The 18,861-nt window shown below is 35.2% G+C and carries 17 protein-coding genes; 4 read left to right on the top strand and 13 right to left on the bottom strand.

Features of this window, described 5'->3' with window-relative positions; genetic code table 11:
• Window positions 1–19 precede the first annotated feature (19 nt).
• Window positions 20–991: a polyprenyl synthetase family protein gene (locus ACMAYX_RS03995; protein ID WP_392991433.1), complete on the top strand. Its 972-nt coding sequence runs from the start codon at window positions 20–22 to the stop codon at window positions 989–991.
• Here ACMAYX_RS03995 and ACMAYX_RS04000 read toward each other — a convergent pair.
• From ACMAYX_RS04000 to ACMAYX_RS04015, 4 genes are all read right to left on the bottom strand, one after another.
• Window positions 950–1,381 (bottom strand): MerR family transcriptional regulator, encoded by a 432-nt coding sequence (locus ACMAYX_RS04000; protein ID WP_103216805.1) that lies wholly within the window; start codon window positions 1,379–1,381, stop codon window positions 950–952. The two genes, ACMAYX_RS03995 and ACMAYX_RS04000, sit on opposite strands and share 42 nt — an antisense overlap.
• The gene (locus ACMAYX_RS04005; protein ID WP_392858006.1) at window positions 1,382–1,786 is read right to left on the bottom strand and encodes an integration host factor subunit alpha; all 405 of its coding nucleotides are present in this window, start codon (window positions 1,784–1,786) and stop codon (window positions 1,382–1,384) included.
• Between the two features lie 308 nt (window positions 1,787–2,094).
• Complete coding sequence (locus tag ACMAYX_RS04010) at window positions 2,095–3,558, bottom strand: DNA gyrase subunit A (RefSeq protein WP_103216804.1); 1,464 nt, start codon at window positions 3,556–3,558, stop codon at window positions 2,095–2,097.
• 25 nt (window positions 3,559–3,583) lie between these two features.
• The gene (locus ACMAYX_RS04015) at window positions 3,584–5,758 is read right to left on the bottom strand and encodes a toprim domain-containing protein (RefSeq protein ID WP_392991431.1); all 2,175 of its coding nucleotides are present in this window, start codon (window positions 5,756–5,758) and stop codon (window positions 3,584–3,586) included.
• A gap of 73 nt (window positions 5,759–5,831) precedes the next feature.
• Here ACMAYX_RS04015 and ACMAYX_RS04020 point away from each other — a divergent pair, with 73 nt between their 5' ends.
• On the top strand, window positions 5,832–6,440 hold the full coding sequence (locus ACMAYX_RS04020; RefSeq protein ID WP_146037766.1) for a hypothetical protein: 609 nt from the start codon (window positions 5,832–5,834) through the stop codon (window positions 6,438–6,440).
• On the opposite strand, the gene ACMAYX_RS04025 is transcribed toward ACMAYX_RS04020, so the two are convergent.
• On the bottom strand, window positions 6,414–8,171 hold the full coding sequence (locus ACMAYX_RS04025) for a DEAD/DEAH box helicase family protein (protein WP_412469720.1): 1,758 nt from the start codon (window positions 8,169–8,171) through the stop codon (window positions 6,414–6,416). The genes ACMAYX_RS04020 and ACMAYX_RS04025 overlap by 27 nt on opposite strands.
• Window positions 8,172–8,295: 124 nt before the next feature.
• Window positions 8,296–9,642, bottom strand: a complete 1,347-nt coding sequence (locus tag ACMAYX_RS04030) for a sensor histidine kinase (protein ID WP_412471568.1) — start codon at window positions 9,640–9,642, stop codon at window positions 8,296–8,298.
• Window positions 9,643–9,840: 198 nt separating this feature from the next.
• On the opposite strand from ACMAYX_RS04030, the gene ACMAYX_RS04035 reads away from it, so the two are divergent.
• Window positions 9,841–10,533, top strand: a complete 693-nt coding sequence (locus ACMAYX_RS04035) for a hypothetical protein (RefSeq protein WP_412469722.1) — start codon at window positions 9,841–9,843, stop codon at window positions 10,531–10,533.
• Window positions 10,508–11,131: an iron-containing redox enzyme family protein gene (locus ACMAYX_RS04040; protein ID WP_158246779.1), complete on the top strand. Its 624-nt coding sequence runs from the start codon at window positions 10,508–10,510 to the stop codon at window positions 11,129–11,131. Before ACMAYX_RS04035 ends, ACMAYX_RS04040 begins: the two co-directional genes overlap by 26 nt.
• Before the next feature lie 47 nt (window positions 11,132–11,178).
• On the opposite strand, the gene ACMAYX_RS04045 is transcribed toward ACMAYX_RS04040, so the two are convergent.
• The 7 genes from ACMAYX_RS04045 to nqrE all read right to left on the bottom strand — a co-directional run bounded on the left by ACMAYX_RS04045 (window position 11,179) and on the right by nqrE (window position 18,859).
• Window positions 11,179–12,024: a hypothetical protein gene (locus ACMAYX_RS04045; protein WP_412470773.1), complete on the bottom strand. Its 846-nt coding sequence runs from the start codon at window positions 12,022–12,024 to the stop codon at window positions 11,179–11,181.
• A gap of 9 nt (window positions 12,025–12,033) precedes the next feature.
• The gene (locus tag ACMAYX_RS04050) at window positions 12,034–12,858 is read right to left on the bottom strand and encodes a ThiF family adenylyltransferase (protein ID WP_103216796.1); all 825 of its coding nucleotides are present in this window, start codon (window positions 12,856–12,858) and stop codon (window positions 12,034–12,036) included.
• 139 nt (window positions 12,859–12,997) lie between these two features.
• Window positions 12,998–14,407 (bottom strand): ATP-binding protein, encoded by a 1,410-nt coding sequence (locus tag ACMAYX_RS04055; protein ID WP_103216795.1) that lies wholly within the window; start codon window positions 14,405–14,407, stop codon window positions 12,998–13,000.
• 188 nt (window positions 14,408–14,595) lie between these two features.
• Window positions 14,596–15,450: a hypothetical protein gene (locus ACMAYX_RS04060; protein ID WP_412470775.1), complete on the bottom strand. Its 855-nt coding sequence runs from the start codon at window positions 15,448–15,450 to the stop codon at window positions 14,596–14,598.
• A 60-nt stretch (window positions 15,451–15,510) separates the two neighbouring features.
• Window positions 15,511–16,851 (bottom strand): sensor histidine kinase, encoded by a 1,341-nt coding sequence (locus tag ACMAYX_RS04065; RefSeq protein WP_412470776.1) that lies wholly within the window; start codon window positions 16,849–16,851, stop codon window positions 15,511–15,513.
• Between the two features lie 141 nt (window positions 16,852–16,992).
• On the bottom strand, window positions 16,993–18,219 hold the full coding sequence (gene nqrF / locus ACMAYX_RS04070; RefSeq protein ID WP_103216792.1) for an NADH:ubiquinone reductase (Na(+)-transporting) subunit F: 1,227 nt from the start codon (window positions 18,217–18,219) through the stop codon (window positions 16,993–16,995).
• Window positions 18,220–18,247: 28 nt separating this feature from the next.
• Window positions 18,248–18,859 (bottom strand): NADH:ubiquinone reductase (Na(+)-transporting) subunit E, encoded by a 612-nt coding sequence (nqrE, locus tag ACMAYX_RS04075; protein WP_103216791.1) that lies wholly within the window; start codon window positions 18,857–18,859, stop codon window positions 18,248–18,250.
• Between the last annotated feature and the right edge of the window lie 2 nt (window positions 18,860–18,861).

Genomic DNA, 18,861 nt, shown 5'->3' on the forward strand with positions numbered 1-18,861 from the left:
TTTAAAGCATCTTAATTCAATGCAAAATCAATCACTACTTAAGCCAAAAGAAGCAAGGCAGCAAATTGAAGCTGACCTAAAGTTATTTATCGATCAAAATAATTATCACAATTTCTTCAGTGAGATATATGATTATTCGTTATTACCTGCAGGAAAGTTATTTCGCCCTCTGCTCGCTTATGCCACTGCAAAAGACTTTGGTATAGACTTTAGTAATCAAAAGCTTGAGAAGTCAATTAAGAGCTTCTCATGTGCATTAGAAATTCATCATACATATACACTTATTCATGATGATATGCCTTGTATGGATGATGATGAATATCGTCGTGGCAGACTTTCAACTCATGCAAAATTTGGCCAATGGCAAGCACTACTGGCCGGAGATGCACTACAATCTCTAAGCTTTAATTTAATAAACAAAATACAAGTTAGGAATAAATACGAAATTCTAAATTATGCTCATTGGTGTTTAGGCGCCAAAGGTCTAATTCTTGGCCAGGCCCTCGATTTAGGCCACCATATGACAGAGAGTTTTAAGAATTTAATTCTTACTCATAAGCTTAAGACGGCACGTCTTATTCAACTCTCAATTGTTGGGCCATACCTATTTAATGACGATGCGGATTTAAAAACAGCAAAGGCACTACACCGCCTTGGACATCACATGGGAATAGCATTTCAACTTCTTGATGATCTTTGCGAATTAGAAGATGAAGTTTTAAGTGAACATGAGGAAGCTGTAAATCCTTGGAAGACACGATCGCAAGAATGTTTCAATGAATTACAATCTAATCTAGAATATATGAAAGTATTTTTTGAAAAGTACGCGTGCGAAAATATCCGTTTAGTGTACGGAGAATATCTTGGAAAGATACTTAGTATTATTGAACCAAATCAAAGAACAATAACTGGTCACTTAGATGTAGAGACAGGCGCTAGGCCCGCCTCTTTAGATCCAATTATTTCTTTGTTGAATACTTTGACTCTTTAGGTTCAATTGATTCAGGATGCTCTTCGCTTGCTCTAGTTTATCTAAATCAATATTGTAATTTACAACTTTTGATTTAGAAGACTTTGCAGGCTTAGTATTTAACTTCTTCTTTGCAACAGCACTGTCTTTAGAAAGATCTAATTGACCTCTTAAAACTAGCTTAGCTTTTTCAATAGTCATCTTTTCTTCAAATAGAAGGCCTTTGATTTTTGCCAGCATTTGAATATCTTTTTGTTCAAAAAGTTTTTGACCAGTAGAAGAAACGAGAGGTGAAATTTCATCAAATTCACTTTCCCAAAATCTTAATACGTATGGCTTTACACCAACGATTGAGCAAACTTCATCAAGTTTAAATAACGATTTTTGTGGAATCGATAATGTTTCTAGCATTTAAAATCCGTTTTCACTCTCGTAGTCATCATCAGTATCATTTCTGAATGATGTTAATGCTTTCGGTGTTCCTTCCTTAGGAGCAATTGAAGTGTCTTCCTTACCTTTATCATCGATACGGTGAACGTAGCGTCCAGTAATATCTTCTTTTAGCACCTGTGAAGGTTTAAAAGTAAGAACACGTCTTGCTGAAATTTCCATCGCCTCACCTGTTTGTGGGTTACGGCCAACTCTTGATGCTTTATCGCGAATTGAGAAGTTTCCAAAACCAGAAATTTTTACTTTTTCCCCGCGGGCCAAAGTATCTTTAATTACCTTAAAAACTAAGTCAACAAGGTCAGAAGCTTCCTTTTTAGAAAACCCTGCTTCCTTATAAACTCGTTCGACAATATCAGCTTTAGTCAAGCTCATTGCATTCCTCCATGAATCAAAAGAACCTTTATATATTAATAGGTTAGCAGAATTATGAATATTTCACAAAAAAAATTTTGTGGGAAATATATTTCATTTTAATAACTTAGCCTTTTTCGGCGTAAAGATGTCAATTAAGCCAGTTTTAAGAAAACATTAAGTTGAGTAGCTAAATAAATACCATGTATTATGTTTATATCAACTTCTTCTTGTCAAATTGGCGTATTGACATGAACAATCCCCAGCACAAGTTTTGCACTTCTGCTGGGGATTTTTTTTATCAGACTATTTCACTTAGATTATTAAGACTTCTTTTTAACTGCTTTCTTCTTGGCCTTTTTCTTTCCAAGTTTCTCTTGATCTTTAGCAATCTTTTTTAGGAGCTTTTGCTTTTCCGCATCTTTCTTCTTAAGCCAGTCAGTTAATTTAGTATCAACATCATTTAGCTCTTCAATTAGCTTCTTGGCAACAAGCTTAGGTGACTTCGCAATTTTTGTATACTCATTAAGTTTTTTCGTTTCATCCTGAATAAGTAACTTGCGTTTTTCAACTTCATCTTTTGTCATACGATAAATTGGCATATCTGCTAGATAGTCAGCATAAACGTACTTCTTTTTATCAAGATACTCTACGAAAGACTTTCTGTTTTTCGACTTTGTCGCCTTTTCGTATTCTTTATTTTTGATGAATTTGATAATTTCATTATTCTTTGTAATTGAATCTTTCAGATCAAGGCAAAGAAGTTCATAACGACGAGTAACAACCTTTAACCTTTCACCAGTGAAGATTTCAATAATCTCTTCAGCTTGATCAAAGATCTTTACCCCTCTTTCTGAAATTAGAGTGTAATTTGGAGACAGAGTTGAAGTTGCACCAATTGTATCTTGAATTTCTTTAAGTGTTGCTTCTTGGCCCTTCTTTAAAAGAAGTTCAATATTGATTTCATTATCCACAGAAGCATCAACGAAATCTTTGATATAACCGCTATCAATGAATTTTGTCAGGTGACGATAAATCTTCTTAGCATCGTAACCACGAGGAAGTTCAGTAATAAAGAACTTTCCACCTTTTTCTTCAATCGACATTTCAAACGTAAGTTTTCCAGTCTTCTTATCAACATGAATTGGTAGAGAATAATTATGAACGTAAGGTTTTAACTTCTTCACCTTACCAGTTTCAATAAATGAAATCATCGACTTAATAATATCTTTGTGATGAAAACTTGGAATCGTCGAAGAGAAACCTGTACCAATCCCCTCAGCTCCGTTTAGTAACATAAGAGGAAGCTTTGGAAGAAGCCCTACTGGCTCCATCGAACGTTCATCATAATTTGGAACCATTTCAACTTGGTTCATATCATCAAATAGTAAGAGATCAGATACCTTACCTAGCTTACATTCGATATACCTTCCAGCGGCCGGATCAGTTTCCATCCTCTCTCCGAAGTATCCTTTCTTATCAATAAGAGGATAGTTATTAGAGAAAGTATAATCTTGGGCCATATTTACAATGGCCGATTCAATCGAAGCAGGTCCGTGCGGGTGAAGAGTTAAAACGAGACCAGTGGCAGCTGAAACTTTTAAAAGTCCTTTCGACTGATTTTTCCAAAGCGTATAAAGAATACGTCTTTGACCCGGTTTAAGGCCATCTTGAAGATAAGGGATCGCACGATCCATTAATGTATAGATCTGATACGTGCGGTATTCATCTCTTACGATATCTTCTAAGTTTACTGATTCAAGTGAATGAAGATAAGTTTCTTGCATTATTTATTTCCTTCCAATTTCTTTTTTAATCAAGGTAATCAATCATGTCGGCCAGACCACCAGTTGCAGCTTTTTTTGCAACGGCCTTCTTTGCCTTTTTCTTAGCAGCTTTCTTAGCGACTTTTTTTGCTGGTTTTTTCGCCGTCTTCTCAGTTTTTTTCGCAGCTTTTTTAGCTACTTTCTTAGCTGGTTTAGGCTTAGTTACAACTTTATCTTCAGAAATTGCCTCTGACATAATCTCAGACTGCTCTTCATCAAGTAATAAATCTTTTCTAAGATTCGTATCTTTACCAAAGCAGATATTTAACATCTCTTTAGCTTTTGATTTTTGATCAACGATAATTTTTGTATATTCATCTTTTGATAAAACATACTTCCAGGCTTCCGGTGACATCTCACCAAGCCCTTTGTTTCGATGAATTTCTTTTATTCTTACTTCTCCAGAATTTCTAAACTCTTCTAGTTCTTTATCTGATTCGAAATACAGAGTTTTCTTATCTGTCACGACTTCAAAAAGTGGCGCTTTTGCAATTTGAATAGCACCCATTTCAAATAATTCTGGCCAAAATTGGTAGAAGAAATTTGTTAGAAGCGTATTGATGTGCCCACCGTCAACATCTGAGTCGGCAAGGAATACGATATTAGAATAACGAAGTTTCTTCTCATCAACCTCTTGTCCAAGAACAAGACCGATTGAAGCCATGATATCTGAAAATTCCTGATTATTTAAAATGTCTTTGATACCTGCTTGGGCAACGTTCATAGGTTTACCACGAAGAGCAATCCCACCTTGGTACAGTTTATTACGAGCAGATCTTAGACCGCCAATGGCCGAATCCCCTTCACAAATAAAGAGTGTACATAAATCACGTTTTTTTCTTTCGTTGGCATCAAGAAGTTTTTCAACTCTTTGTCTTTTTTGCTTACGGCCCTTAGATGCCGCTTCTTTAAGAACTTGATATTTGTGACGAGACTTAGCTCTTTCAATAACAACTTCAAGATAGTCTTTGTTTTTTCTCATGAATTTATCAATAGACTTTGCCATTAATTCTTCAAGGGCCTTTTCAAGATGTGCATCACGAACTAACTTACGTTTAGTTTGCGATTCAAACCTTGGATTTGGCATTGTCACACCAAGAACAAAAGTAAGACCAGAAAGAATATCATTATCAACTAACTTAATTTTCTCTTTCTTTGCCTGACGTTCTAACTTGTCTTTAATCGCATTAATGAAAATTCTTCTTACGCGATCGTGGTGGAAACCACCATCATAAGTAGGAGTAGAGTTAACAAAAGAAATAAATTTCTCTCTTTCTTCACTTCCCTTATCAATAGTTAGAGAAAGAGACATATCAATCTTTCCCTTAACCTTTTTCTTCTTAGTATTTACTGTTTCGTAGATATAGGCTGCTTCACCAAAATCATGCGCATTCTCTTCATCAATTCTTTGAGCTAGTTGGAAGAGACCTTTTTGATAGTGATACTTCTCACCATTAAAGTAGAAAGCTAGCCCTGGATTATTGTAAGCAAGGTCAATAATTCTCTTTCTCAGAAGGTTTTCATCAATCTTATTATCTTTGTATACTTCTTTTGACAGAGTTACTTGGATTGATACACCAGATGCACCTTTGAAGGCTTTTGGTTTTGATTGAGTAATCTTTAGGGCCCCGTCGATAAACTTCGTCGTCTGCTCTTTCTTAGAGTTATAGTGTTTAATTGTAACAATAAACTCATCTGCAGTAAGACAAGTTGCAGCAGCACCAAGTCCGTTCTGTCCTAAAGTTCTGTGTAAGAAGCCTTTCTCATCTGTTTCTTCATCCTTAAACTTAGAACCAGTTCTAAACTCAGAATAAACCTGCTTGACTTTATTTAATGGGAAACCAATACCATTGTCGGCAACAACTACAGTTTTCCCATCTTCACTAAGAGAAGTGTGAATTTCTGTAACGTGCCCGCGGTAATACTCATCAATACAGTTATCTAAAAGCTCTTCAATGGCCTTTGATTTTGCCTGATGAAATTTAACGGTTTTGAAATCTACTGACTTATCTTCGTAGACATATGTTTCTAAATCTTCAATATCATTAGAACCAAAGACGAGCGTAATACGGTTTCGACAGTGCCACCTTTGATCTTTACTCTCAATGACGGCGTCTTTCGTCTTACCTTTACGATTAACTTTTTCAATGCTGCGTCCCATGCTTAAATTTTCCCCTATCTTAGCTTCGTGCTATAATGAATTTACTATAAAGAATAAGGGAAACTTAAAGGCCTTGAAAGTTACAACGCGTCAACCATTGATAATTACAGCAGTTTTTTACTTGATTTTGGTATTTTCAAATCTTGCTATCGCCTCTGATTTCAAGGGGATTGATGCTGATATCAAAGAAATTTTAGTTGATAAAAAAAGAATTTATCGAAAGGCCATTGTTAAGACCCAAGAAAACAAACAAAGTTTAGATTACCAAATATATGGAATCCATCCAAATAAATGCAAAGTCGCTTTAAGAAAATTGTCGCGCTACGAAAAATTTAATGAATATATCGACCTAGTAAAACTATCAGGTTATTCAGAAAAGAAAAAAGAGATCTATCTGTATCTCGACCATACTCTCATGCCCTTTCCGATGTCGCTAAATTTTAAAATTCCCCGCATCACAAAACCGGGTGCCTATCCATTTACATTTGATAAGGGATTCTTAAAAGGACTAAGGGGAGAAATCAATGTGAGACAACTTTCGGATGGTAGATGCCTCTTCTTTTCAAAAAGTTATTGGAAGGGTGAAAAATCTTCGATACCAGACACTCTCTTTGAGATGTTTTCAGAAACCCTTGGAGAGCTTGCGATGGAAAAGTTATTTCGTGTATCTCGCCGACTTTAGTTCTTCTATAAAAATTTTCTCTCTTATTTGCCAGAAACGCTGTTTCTTTCGCGCAATCACGAATTTCGGTTCTCTAAAATACTTTCGATCCTTTAAGATTTTATCAAGATCATCAATATAATACTTAAGCTCAGGTGTTTTTAAGTGTTTCTTCACAAAAGCATGATAGAAGGCCATCTGTTGCGACTTACTATTTAGCTGATAATATTCTTTTAAAGACTCTCCGTTCACATCAAAGTAGCTGACTTCAAGAGAGCGTCCCTTCTTACCTTGATGTTCACTAAAGATCATCTCTTCCACACGCATAATATGGGCATCTTTAAGTTGCATTGCCTCTTTTAATTTCTTATCAGCGTCACGTAATTCATGTGAACAATGTACACATTCATGAGCACTAATATCATTACTTTGTCCGCAATTATCACAGCTTTTAAATCGAAAAAGAAAGCCACACTCTTGGACAGTCATATTACTTTCATCAATATGGATACCTTGGCACTTTCGGCCATAGTGTTCAGTAATACAACCTTCACTATCAACCTTGCCCCAAAAGATATTAGCATGCCCACAATCAGGACACATCACCTGCACTTCTTGAGTTTCTCCATGTGGTCGGATTTCACCGACTTCAGGTTTAAAAATATCGTGGTCAAGTCCAGTATAATCGAGAATTAAACAGTCTTCTTTTCCTTCAAAAAGTCTTAGACCTCGTCCAACAATCTGTTGATAAAGACTAATGGACTCTGTTGGACGAAGGATTGCAATCAAGTCCACATGAGGAGCATCAAACCCAGTTGTTAAAACAGAGACGTTTACTAAGAATTTTATTTTTTGATTCTTAAAATCATCGATGATTTGGTCGCGAACTTTTTGATCAGTTTCACCTGTTACAATGGCACTAGAGTCTTCAGGTAAAAAACTCAAGACTTCATTGGCATGCTTTACTGTAGAAGTAAAAAGCATAACCCCATTTCTCTCTTTTGCCTCTTGGACGATATGCTTAACAATCCCTGGTGTAACACGAGCGCTATCGTTCAAAATTTTCTCAATTTCTTGAGTTAAAAATCGTCCAGAATTCTCATTAACTTCAAGTTTTGAAAAGTCATAGCAAGCAACAGGAGAATCAATTTTAATTGGCCTAGTTAAATAACCATTTTTAATCATATAACTAAGTGGCAACTCATAAATACAATGCTTAAAAAAGCGCTCTTCTTTTGTCCTTAGAATTTCATGATAGTGATAGTTATAAATCCATCCCATTCCAAGGCGATATGGTGTTGCCGTAAGGCCAAGAAAGAAAACCTTTTGGTTTACTTCTTTTAGTTTGTCAAAAACCTGTTGATATTGAGACTCTTCTTCTAGCGAAATTCGATGGCACTCATCAATGATAACAAGAGAGAAATCTTTGAAGAAATCATCAGTAGCACGGGCAATAGATTGAATCGAGCCGAAAATAACCTTTTCGTCCTTATCCTTTCTATTCATAGAGGCTGAAAAGATTCCCGCTTTTAAATCATAGGACTCATACTTAGCATGATTTTGTTCTACTAACTCTTTTACATGGGCCATCACAAGAACACGCCCACGTGCAATACGCGCAAGTTCAGCAATGACTAAACTTTTTCCAGCACCTGTTGGGAGAACAATAAGAGAAGGATCAGCACATTTTCTAAAGTGAGAGACCACTCTCTCAACAGCTTCAACTTGATAATCCCTGAGTTTAAATTTCATTGACGTATTGTATACAAGAATATTTGAAATGGAAAAAAAGTGGCCTATTGATTTTAATCAACATCAAACAATTAAAGAGCATCCCCACTCGATGACTCGCGAAGTCGAAAACTTATTATTTAATTTAAAGTGTAAAATGATTACTGTTTGATGTTGTTGAAAGTGACTTAGGAATACTTATTGAAACACTAGTCCCAACACCCTGTTTACTAGATACAACTACATCACCATACATTTTGGCCAATAAATTTCTTGCAATTATCATTCCCTGGCCACGTCCAGTTTCCCCTTCAGTACCCAATACCTGCTTTGACATGCTAACATTCATCCCCTTTCCTTCATCAATGATTTTAAACACGAAAAAATCATTGATCTCCGAAATAGAGATGATGATCCTTCCATATGGAAATGAGTATTTAATTGCGTTATAAAAATAATTTGCAAGAATATTATATGTAAAGATTGGTCTATTAATATAAAAGTCACTACTCTGAGTACTTACTTCAGTAATAACATCTAGATTCTTTCGTAAAATTTTATCTTTGAAACTATCAACTAAATCATCAACGACACTAGATACATTCTCAATTGAGTAATTATTAACAATATGGTCTTCATCTATTTCATTTTGAAGTGCATTATTAGCGATAAGATTTATGATTTCGATGTGTTTCGATATTGTTGTTGCAACCTTAAGATCTTTTTCATCCTCTAAAGTTCGTAACAACCTTTCACATGAAAGTTTGATTGTGACGATTGAATTATTAATGTCATGGCCTAAAGCACGAACTAACACACTCTTTTGTTTTAGCGACTGATCAAGTTGTTCATTTAACTTTTTAAGTTCGTAATTTTGTTGATCTGATTCTTCTCTAAGCTCATTAATTAGATTTATATACATTGATTTTGCGGCCAAATGTGCAAATCTCGTTTTAAGAAAAAGACCAATTGTAGAAACAATATTCAGCTTTTGACTTGGAGATATCTCCATTGTCATTGAAGAGTTTTCAATCCTTAAGCTAACAACTTTGGCAGGTTCTCGACCAATTATCATTGGAAAGTTCCTATAAACTTCTGCATAAATCTTGAAAAATAACGAATGCACTTTCGGTGCCGAAGCTTCTTGGACAAGTCTAATATTTTTACCACGTGTCGATACATTCAAAGTAACGCCTTTGAATAAATATGTTAAAACCAATTTAGATTGAATGTTATAAAGGCTTTTAAGAGATAAAATACTAAAGACTAAGTTTTTAAATACACTTAGTTTTTCTGAATTTAGTCCATCATTGGCAATAACTCGAATAACTTCATCCTCATCAACTTTTTGTAGAAGAAGATCTGCATAGTCATTTAAAAACTTATAAGAAATATACTTATCACAAGTATTTTCATACTTAGAATATAATTCATTGAATGGAGCTTTATCGACACCAAGCTTTGTGACTGAATCTATAATCAGACGGGCCATTAGCTTGGAGCATTTAAATTCGTACATGAAAGTTAAGTACCAAAACTATTCAACAAATTCACTCCATAAATAAATTTTACACAGTTTATTGGCTTGTAAATAAATAATACCTATATTAGCTAATCTCATAAGTAACTGAAATAACGGGATAAATTAATTTGCAGTATAGATCCTCTCTAGTCGTACTACAATTCTCAAATGGAAATTCAACTAAAAATTATTCACAAGCAAGAAATGTTTAGTAGCGCTAACAAAGCACTGCTTCAAAAGGCCTTTCTAATGTATCAAGAAACATGGGCCGAAATCTTTAAGATTCAAGATAACTTTTGCTCAGATACATTTCTAAGGCAAGAGCTTCATATTCTGCTTTTAGACGCTGATAATAATGTATGTGCTTACTGTGCAATGAGTAAGCATGACTTCTCCATTCCTTTATTTAAACAGCAATCATACTTTAGAGAAATTCCAATGAAAGGCATCAGGGCAATAAAAGAGCTGGCCATAAGTAACGTCTACAGTATTGAGTTACTAACAATTTCTCCGAGTTATCGTAAGAAAAGACACCACTTAGACTTCTACAGTATCTTGCGACAAATTCTAGTGAATATTACAAGAGATATTCAAGCAAAACATGTTATTGCACCAACTGTAAAAACTAATAGCGCAAGTAAGGAAGGTCAAAAGCATGGGGATATTATCTGCGCCAATATTATTTACAAGGGACTCTTATGTAATCTTCTATATTTTAACGAAAAAACAGCTGTCGATATAAATGATGAAATTCTTAAAAGAAAAGTTAACAAACTCTATGATGAGTATAGAGATTCAGTTCTATTTTTAAAGTTTCCAGATGAGGAGGAAAATTATGAATCATTTAGAAAGTTTGCTTAATGAATGTGTTACTCAAATAATCGAAGAAGTAAGAGCAATAAAGTTTGAAGATGAAAATGTATACGCCAATTGGCTAGCGCAAACTTACTATTATACCTCTGTCTCTGAAAGTATTTTGAGAACGAGTGCAAAGCATTGCAAGTCTGAGGAATTATCAAAGCGTTGGTTAGAGCATGCTGATGAAGAGTCTGGACATGAGAACCTGGCCCTTAGTGACTTAAAGAGTTTAGGTTATAACATTTGTGATTTTCAGGAGTATGAAGAAACAAAGATCTTCTACCAGTCACAGTTTTACTATGCCAATACATATGGAGGTGAAAGTGTTTTTGGTTGGGTCTTAGCACTAGAGGCATTCGCAGCAAATCTTCCTCAAATAATTGTTAATAACTTAATTCAAAAGTATGGAAAATCAGCGACAAGATTTATGAAAGTACATACAGATGAAGATATAGAACATATCAAAAAGGCATTAGAAGCAGTTAATCAACTACCAAACAAAGATATCATTATAAATAATATGAAAGAAACAACTAAACGTTATATCAGGTTATTACAAGCATGTGAAAGTAGTGCTCAGACTCTTAGCAAAGCATCTTAACAAATAGGCCCTACTACAATTTAATGAAGTAGGGCCTCTTTTATAAACTAAGCAATTTTACTTAAATCATTCTCATCACCTATCGTTGCCTCTTCCTCATAAAAGCGAGGTGGTTTTTTTAAGACCAGATATAGGTTGGTCAACAAGTAGGTTTTTATCAATTCAAGGTAACCTGACGTAGAAACCTGTACTAGGTCCTCTTCATTTTCGTAATCGATTAAACTATTGCAAAAATTTTGGTACTCAATATTATTTGCCCGACTCATTTGAAACATATTTGTTTTAAATCCCATCTTCTTGCATGGAGACTTAAGAACAAAGCGATACGGGTCAATATTGCACTCTGTAGGGTCCTGAAACCATTTTTTGATGTAGAACTCTTCAAGAAGTTTTACAACGTTAATATAGTCCTTTGGTGGTTTCTTGATCTGACTCTTTGGAGATGGCCAAACTTTACGACTTATCTTATCAAAGGCTTCAATTGCAGCAGGAGTCGCTGATATATTAGTCGTATAAAAACATTTATGCTGCTTAAAATACTCCAGCTTATTAAAGCATGCCATCATGGCCATCGCTTCATTACCAGTATAAGAATTTGCAATCATAATTCCGACATGAAGAATATTTACATCACCATCTTCAATAATATAATTCATTAAAAATGAAATATCTTTTCCACGTGTATGAACTATAGAAACAATAATATGACTCAAAAAACTTTTAATCTCATCGATATCTTCTAGCTGAAGGTATCTAATATTTACTTTTTTCTTAGAAGTATTATTAATTTCTATAATTGAACGATACAAACGTTTTAAATTAAAATCATCCAAATACAGGCCTGGCCTGAAATATGTTTTGAAGGAGTAGCTCCCCCACTTTACCTCATTCATAAGTGCTCCCTAGGCAGCTTTCTTTACTTGTTTTCCTTTCTTACTCTTTGAACCAGCATTCGTTAGTTGAAATTCATACTGGTCAAAAAACACCCCTAAATGATCCGTATGTGGTAGGCCACAGATAACTTTATAAGCTTCGTTGGCCATGAGAACTCCAGATAACCAAACGACAGGCGTAAAACTAGGCCTTGTTGCTTCCTTAGTTACAATCTTATCAACGAGGTCTTTAGAAATATATTTGTATGGAGAAAAATGACTGAAGGTAAAATCAACCTCTTCTCTAACTGCCTGGTTACATAGTTCAGGCGTTAGATCCTCAACCGCAGTATTCTTGGTACATAAATCGAGATACTCTTCCCAGTGGGGAGAATCCGGAGTCATTACAAAGACTGATGCAAATGGAGTGATCCAAGCATCAACGATTGTGATATTTTTTCTGCGCGCTGCTCTTTCTAGAATTAATGAGTAAAACATTTCATCCATTCCATTGATAACAATATCAACGTCATCTAAAAGATCTTCGATATTATCTTTTGTAACACCTTCGTTAAATGATTCGATTTTTAAATTTGGATTTATACTTCTGAATTCTTCTTCTAAGACATCGACTTTATAGCGATCATAGTTCTTTGCATTACAATGTATTTGACGATTTGAATTATGGGGCTCGTAACGATCAAAGTCAGCAATTTTAATTTTTCCTATTCCCATACGAACAAGAACTTCACTAGCGACACCTCCCATGCCACCAACGCCACAAACTAAAACTGATGCTCCTTGTAATTTATCTTGATCCTCTTGAGTAATTAAACCAATATTTCTTGAAAACATCTCTACCCTCCAGTTAACGTGAGAGTATAAGTTAAAATGATTTTTTTGGAGAATCTGGGGAGTTACAAATGGGGCATTTTCAGAGCTCAGCAAAAATACTTGGCACACAATAGTAATAATTAATACTTATGAGACTGATTTACGACTTTGTATTTTGACCGTCTAGGAAAAGAACGTTTGTAAAATCTGTATCTTCTTGAGAAATATTTTTTATTAACTCAATTGATGTTCCATTTCCTAAACTCGATGAAATATTAACCTTGAAGCCTAGTGCGTTGGCAGTATCCATAATGATACTCATTCCATGTCCAGAACCCTTCTCACCATTAGTCCCCTTAGTTGAACCAATTAGACCAACATTTCTTTTGATAAGCTTAAGTTTTTCTTCTGGAATACCTACACCAAAATCAACAATTCTTAGACAAAGGTTCTCATCACAAACAGAAGCTGAGAAAACAATACTTTCATTCTTATGTGAGAATTTGATCGCATTATACATAATATTAGAAATTAGGTTATTTTGTAGTGCGATTTTATTTGTATATAAAGTTAGGTTTTGATCAATTTTAAAGTCGTGAATAATTCGAACACCTTTTTGGATAGCAATGTCGTCATACTCTGTTACTGCTTCGATTAAAAGGTCATATAAATTATTTTCTTGAAGCTCAAAAAGTTCACCATCAATATGTGTCGTAACAATTGAGTTTTGAATAATTCCCTTAACTGAGTTTGAGAATTGATTAATCTTATTAACCGCTTGCTCATAATCACCATTCTCAATTCTTTTCTTAGCTACTTCAAGACTAAGAAGTTTATTAGCAACATCATGGTGTAAGGTACGATTACTTAAATTCAATTCTGTATTTAATAGCTCAAGGTTCTTTCGATACTCTTCAAGCTCTAAATTTTGCTTCTCAAGTAGATTCGAATACTCCACATTTTTTAGAATAACTTCGTGAAGTTTTTTCTTTGTGAAGAAGAAATTGTAAAGCAAGTTCGGAATGCTGACCTTAGCGAAGGCCGCATTACTAACAGAGAATACAACTCGGTCATCTACGACAAGATACTTCACTCTTGAATATGTACGACACCCAACGAAATTAACTGGAATCGTTTTGAAAAGTTCAACATACATATTTATGAATTCATGAAAGATCTGAGATGAATCTGAAAACTCAAAGATAATTTGAAAAGAATCTGAGCTAAGTTTCTTTGTATCAATTTTGATATTGGTATAAAGCATCTTAAAAGATAGCTTTAAAAAGAACTCATAGAGTAAGCTATAACTAATTACATATGTAATGATGTCAAAAAATGGTTTAATGATTCTGTTTGAAACACCGGTATTACTAATAATTTCTGTATAGTTCGGGTACTTTTCAGAGAAGAAGACTGTGATATCTTTAAATTCTTGCCAGCTTATACGCGACTTTACATCTAAAAGATCTTTGTCTTTGACTGGAAGCTCGGCAATAAAATCTTCAACGGAATCCCCCATCGACTTTACACCATCAAAATATGCGACTAATGCCTTATTACTAACTTCCAACCAATTACACCTTATAAAACAATAAATACTGATTATCACTACAAGAATTAAAATGGCAACTTAAGTTATTTCTTTAACTTTACACCACAATATATATTGTAACCTTTGGCCAAGATTCTTAATAGCGAAGCAGAAGTTGCCGAGAACCTAAACTATTTGAAAGTATTTCTATTTAGATTGGATTAGAATTATATACCTTCGAAGCATTTTTGTAATAATTCACCATACTCTCTCGTAGCGATCTCAAGTAAATCACTTGAATTTTTAGGAGCATGGTAATTGTCCACAAAGTGTTGATAGACATCTTTGCGATAAGAGTCAGGGAAGTTCTTATCTTTGATATTAAAATCTTTGCCCTTTACAAAGATTGTATTGGGCGTAAATACACTCGCAAAGCTTGAAATTTTTAACGTGTCTTTAAAATGAATATCGCCATCAGGAAAAAGGCGATCCTTAATTCTCTTAAGGCCTTTCTTTCCAAAGCACGTATTTTTATAGCTATTAATCCCGTGGGCCATATAGATATCTTGAAGCTTACTCTTAATTCCCAAGATGAGATCCGAAGCGGTATAACCAAAGAATTCATGGGCAGCAATATGAGCATTAACTCCAGGAATATTTTGAGAGAACCAACGCTGGGTATTCTTAAGTGCAATATCAGATCGTGTACGACTCCCCTTTATTAAAACATCAAAGTCCGCATGCATTAACTCATGAAAAATAGTCGATGCTAAGATAGTGAACTGATACTCTTGTCCAGTTGGAAAATCAGACGAGCTAACAATTCGATCTCCACGCCAATTCTTTTGTCGTAAAACAATCGTGTTCGTTTTGTCGTTATATGTGGCCTCTGCACCACTTTTATTCATTAACCATTTCTCAAAAACATTTGGTTTTCTGACTCTAATCTTTCTTACAACATCATCTAAGCGTGAAAGCTTCAATCCTAATTCATTTTCTAGTGAGTTAGAAAAATCAGATATTGCTACCGGAGAAGAGGCCAAGACATAAGTTGAAAGTAATAAAGTGAGTATCGATTTCATATCCATAATTAGACCCAATAAGCCTTAATAAGACTAGTTATGTAAGAAAAGATAAGAGTTTTAAGCGTGTGATATTACGTTGCTACCGTGGCCATCACGTTTATTATCTAAATGTTCTGATACTTGGTTAACAAAAGGGATCTTTACAATTACCTTTGTTCCACTCTTCATACTCATGAAGCTAATTTCACCGTCAATTCGTTTGATGATGTAGCAAAGTATGCTAAGGCCCATTCCACTGCCCAGTTCGTTACGAGTACCACTACTCGATCTCACTTTTGAGAAATTCGTTACTGATGAAATAATATCGTCAGAGATACCGCCCCCTGAATCAATAACACTAAAGTACACATGAGTTTTATCGTGAATCATTGAGAGGTAGACTTTTGAACGTGGCTCAGAGAACTTCAAGGCATTAGAAACAAGATTACCTAAAATCGAGTTAACTAAACTCTCCTTACTAATGGGTAGCGAAGCTTCGATATTTTGATGGGGATAAGTGACAACCAACTGAACTCGCTTCTTGTTAAAGTCGTCTTGGTAGTGAGAGACAACAGACTTTACTATTGACGAAAGCTCCACATCATATGAAAGATTATCTTTATTAAATTGCTTACGAATCTCTGCTTTAAATTTGATGAGCTCACTTAAACGATCATAGGCTAACTTTACATAGGTCAAGTTCTCATCTTTTAACGCCCTTGAAAGACTTAAAGACAGAAAATTTAAGTCATTTGAAGTATCATGAATAACGGCCTTATAAACTGCATTAATAAGCTTTAACTCTTCTTGTAATTTATAATCACCATCAACTTTCTTTTCTAAGATCTTAACCAGAAGCCCTAACATGATTGCAATATAAGTGATGACGCCCGCACTCCAGCCCCAAGTCCCAGAGCCCTTTATTTCAAAGGTAAATGGATAGGAAAATGTGACTATTCCTGCGATAGCAAAAATAGTAAAATAGAAAAAATTCACAACATACTTTATTCGTTTACCAAAGTAGGCCAATGCATAGATACCAGGAGTGAAACTTCCGATGGCCACAGTAAGGGAATAATATTCAGACTCAACCCCAGCTAAATACAATAAAAAGCCAGCAATGCCACTTAAAACAAAAAGACTCATCAACTCAACTCGATACTGGCTTAATCGATTATTTAGAAAGAAATTACATATCAAATAAAGTGGAATGAATTTTAAGCCAAAGAATATGACGTCGAGTTCCATCCACTGAGCACAATAAAAACGTGTAGCATAGAGGAAGAAATTAAAAATTAGGGCCATTTTAAATTGCTGGTAGTCACTTTCTTTATCCACCATTGCAACAACATAAGTACTGACAACGCACAGAAGTAGAAATGATAAGAGTACGATATATAGGGCCGTCATATTATCCATACATCAAAACTAACATAGTGGAATATATGAACAATTGAAGAAAGGATAACTTAGCTTAACTTTTATTCGAAATTAGCTAATAAAAAAGGCCAGCTATAAAGCTGGCCTCTTCTATATGTAAATTTATTACTTTAATCCTAGTTACCCACCAAAATCGTCAAGCATGATATCGTCGCGCTCAACCCCTAGGTCAAGAAGCATATCGATTACACACTTGTTCATGATAGGAGGACCACATAGGTAGTACTCACAATCTTCTGGAGCTGGGTGCTTAGCAAGATACTCATCGTGAAGTACTTGGTGAATGAACCCAGTGTAACCTGTCCAATTATCTTCCGGTAGTGCATCTGAAAGAGCAACGTGCCAAGTGAAGTTATCATTTTCGGCCTGTAGACCGTCGAAGTCTTCAACATAGAACATTTCTCTAACTGAACGAGCACCGTACCAGAAAGTCATCTTACGTTTAGAGTGTAGTCTCTTTAGTTGGTCAAAGATGTGTGAACGCATTGGCGCCATACCAGCTCCACCACCAACGAATACCATTTCTTTATCAGTGTCACGAGCAAAGAACTCTCCGAATGGACCAGAGATTGTAACTTTGTCACCTGGCTTACAGCTAAAGATATAAGAAGACATTTTCCCTGGAGGAGTTCCCTTAGGAGCTCTTGGAGGAGGAGAAGCAATACGCACGTTAAGCATAATGATTCCCTTTTCTTCCGGGTAGTTTGCCATCGAGTAAGCTCTGATAGTTTCTTCGTTTACAGTTGAATTATACTGCCAAAGATTGAAGTGATCCCAATCTCCACGGTATTCTTCTTGTACGTCGAAGTCTTTGTAATCAATTGAAAGCCCTGCTGGTCTTTCGATTTGAATATAACCACCAGCTCTAAAAGGTACAGACTCACCTTCTGGAAGCTTAAGCTTAAATTCTTTAATGAAAGTCGCAACGTTATCATTTGAAATAACCTCACATTCCCATTTCTTAACACCAAAGACAGACTCTTCAACTTCAACTTCCATATCAGTTTTGATACCAACCTGACATGCAAGTCTTAAGCCTTCACGAGCTTCTTTCTTTGAGATATGTGATAATTCAGTTTCAAGAATTTCACCACCACCTGCGTGAACGTGAACTTTACACTGACCACATGTACCCCCACCACCACAGGCAGAAGATACGAATAGTTTTTGATCGGCAAGAGCGTTAAGTAGTTTACCACCAGCTGGGATATGAACCACTTTCTCACCATTGATCGTTAGCTTAACGTCACCACTTGATACTAGCTTTGATTTAGCAAAAAGAATTACTAAAACAAGAGCAAGAACCACAACGGTAAACATTAAAACACCAAGAATAATTGCATTCATAATATTTCCTTTTTATTACTTACCGTTACTAAAGTTGGATTCCTGAAAAACTTAGGAAACCAAGTGCCATTAGACCTACAGTGATAAAAGTGATCCCAAGACCTTTTAGTCCATCTGGAACATCACTGTACTTCATTTTTTCTCTAATACCTGCAAGAGCAGCAATCGCTAGGGCCCAACCGAAACCAGAACCGATACCGAAAACAACAGACTCTCCAAAAGTATAATCTCTTTCTACCATAAATAGTGATCCACCCATGATGGCACAGTTAACAGTAATAAGAGGTAGGAAAATCCCAAGAGCGTTATAAAGAGCTGGCATAAATTTATCTAGGAACATTTCTAGGATTTGAACCATCGCCGCGATAACACCGATGTAACAAATTAGACCTAGGAATGAAAGATCTGTACCAGAGATCCCTGCCCACTCAAGAGCATTTTCTTTTAGTAAGTAGTTATAAAGTAGGTTGTTAATAGGGATTGTAATTGTTTGTACAACAACAACCGCTACACCAAGACCAATAGAAGTCTTAACCTTTTTCGAAACTGCTAGGAATGTACACATACCTAGGAAGAATGCTAAGGCTAAGTTTTCAATGAATACTGCTTTAATAAATAAACTTAAATAATGTTCAAACATAT

This window comes from Halobacteriovorax sp. RT-2-3 (assembly GCF_047085075.1).
Taxonomy (GTDB): Bacteria; Bdellovibrionota; Bacteriovoracia; order Bacteriovoracales; family Bacteriovoracaceae; genus Halobacteriovorax_A.

What these genes read in the sequence shown, in the direction of transcription:
- ACMAYX_RS03995 (WP_392991433.1), top strand. Translation starts at nt 20, where the DNA reads ATGCAAAATCAATCACTACTTAAGCCAAAAGAAGCAAGGCAGCAAATT.
- ACMAYX_RS04000 (WP_103216805.1), bottom strand. Translation starts at nt 1,381, where the DNA reads ATGCTAGAAACATTATCGATTCCACAAAAATCGTTATTTAAACTTGAT.
- ACMAYX_RS04010 (WP_103216804.1), bottom strand. Translation starts at nt 3,558, where the DNA reads ATGCAAGAAACTTATCTTCATTCACTTGAATCAGTAAACTTAGAAGAT.
- ACMAYX_RS04015 (WP_392991431.1), bottom strand. Translation starts at nt 5,758, where the DNA reads ATGGGACGCAGCATTGAAAAAGTTAATCGTAAAGGTAAGACGAAAGAC.
- ACMAYX_RS04025 (WP_412469720.1), bottom strand. Translation starts at nt 8,171, where the DNA reads ATGAAATTTAAACTCAGGGATTATCAAGTTGAAGCTGTTGAGAGAGTG.
- ACMAYX_RS04030 (WP_412471568.1), bottom strand. Translation starts at nt 9,642, where the DNA reads ATGGCCCGTCTGATTATAGATTCAGTCACAAAGCTTGGTGTCGATAAA.
- ACMAYX_RS04035 (WP_412469722.1), top strand. Translation starts at nt 9,841, where the DNA reads ATGGAAATTCAACTAAAAATTATTCACAAGCAAGAAATGTTTAGTAGC.
- ACMAYX_RS04040 (WP_158246779.1), top strand. Translation starts at nt 10,508, where the DNA reads ATGAATCATTTAGAAAGTTTGCTTAATGAATGTGTTACTCAAATAATC.
- ACMAYX_RS04045 (WP_412470773.1), bottom strand. Translation starts at nt 12,024, where the DNA reads ATGAATGAGGTAAAGTGGGGGAGCTACTCCTTCAAAACATATTTCAGG.
- ACMAYX_RS04050 (WP_103216796.1), bottom strand. Translation starts at nt 12,858, where the DNA reads ATGTTTTCAAGAAATATTGGTTTAATTACTCAAGAGGATCAAGATAAA.
- ACMAYX_RS04060 (WP_412470775.1), bottom strand. Translation starts at nt 15,450, where the DNA reads ATGAAATCGATACTCACTTTATTACTTTCAACTTATGTCTTGGCCTCT.
- ACMAYX_RS04065 (WP_412470776.1), bottom strand. Translation starts at nt 16,851, where the DNA reads ATGGATAATATGACGGCCCTATATATCGTACTCTTATCATTTCTACTT.
- nqrF (WP_103216792.1), bottom strand. Translation starts at nt 18,219, where the DNA reads ATGAATGCAATTATTCTTGGTGTTTTAATGTTTACCGTTGTGGTTCTT.
- nqrE (WP_103216791.1), bottom strand. Translation starts at nt 18,859, where the DNA reads ATGTTTGAACATTATTTAAGTTTATTTATTAAAGCAGTATTCATTGAA.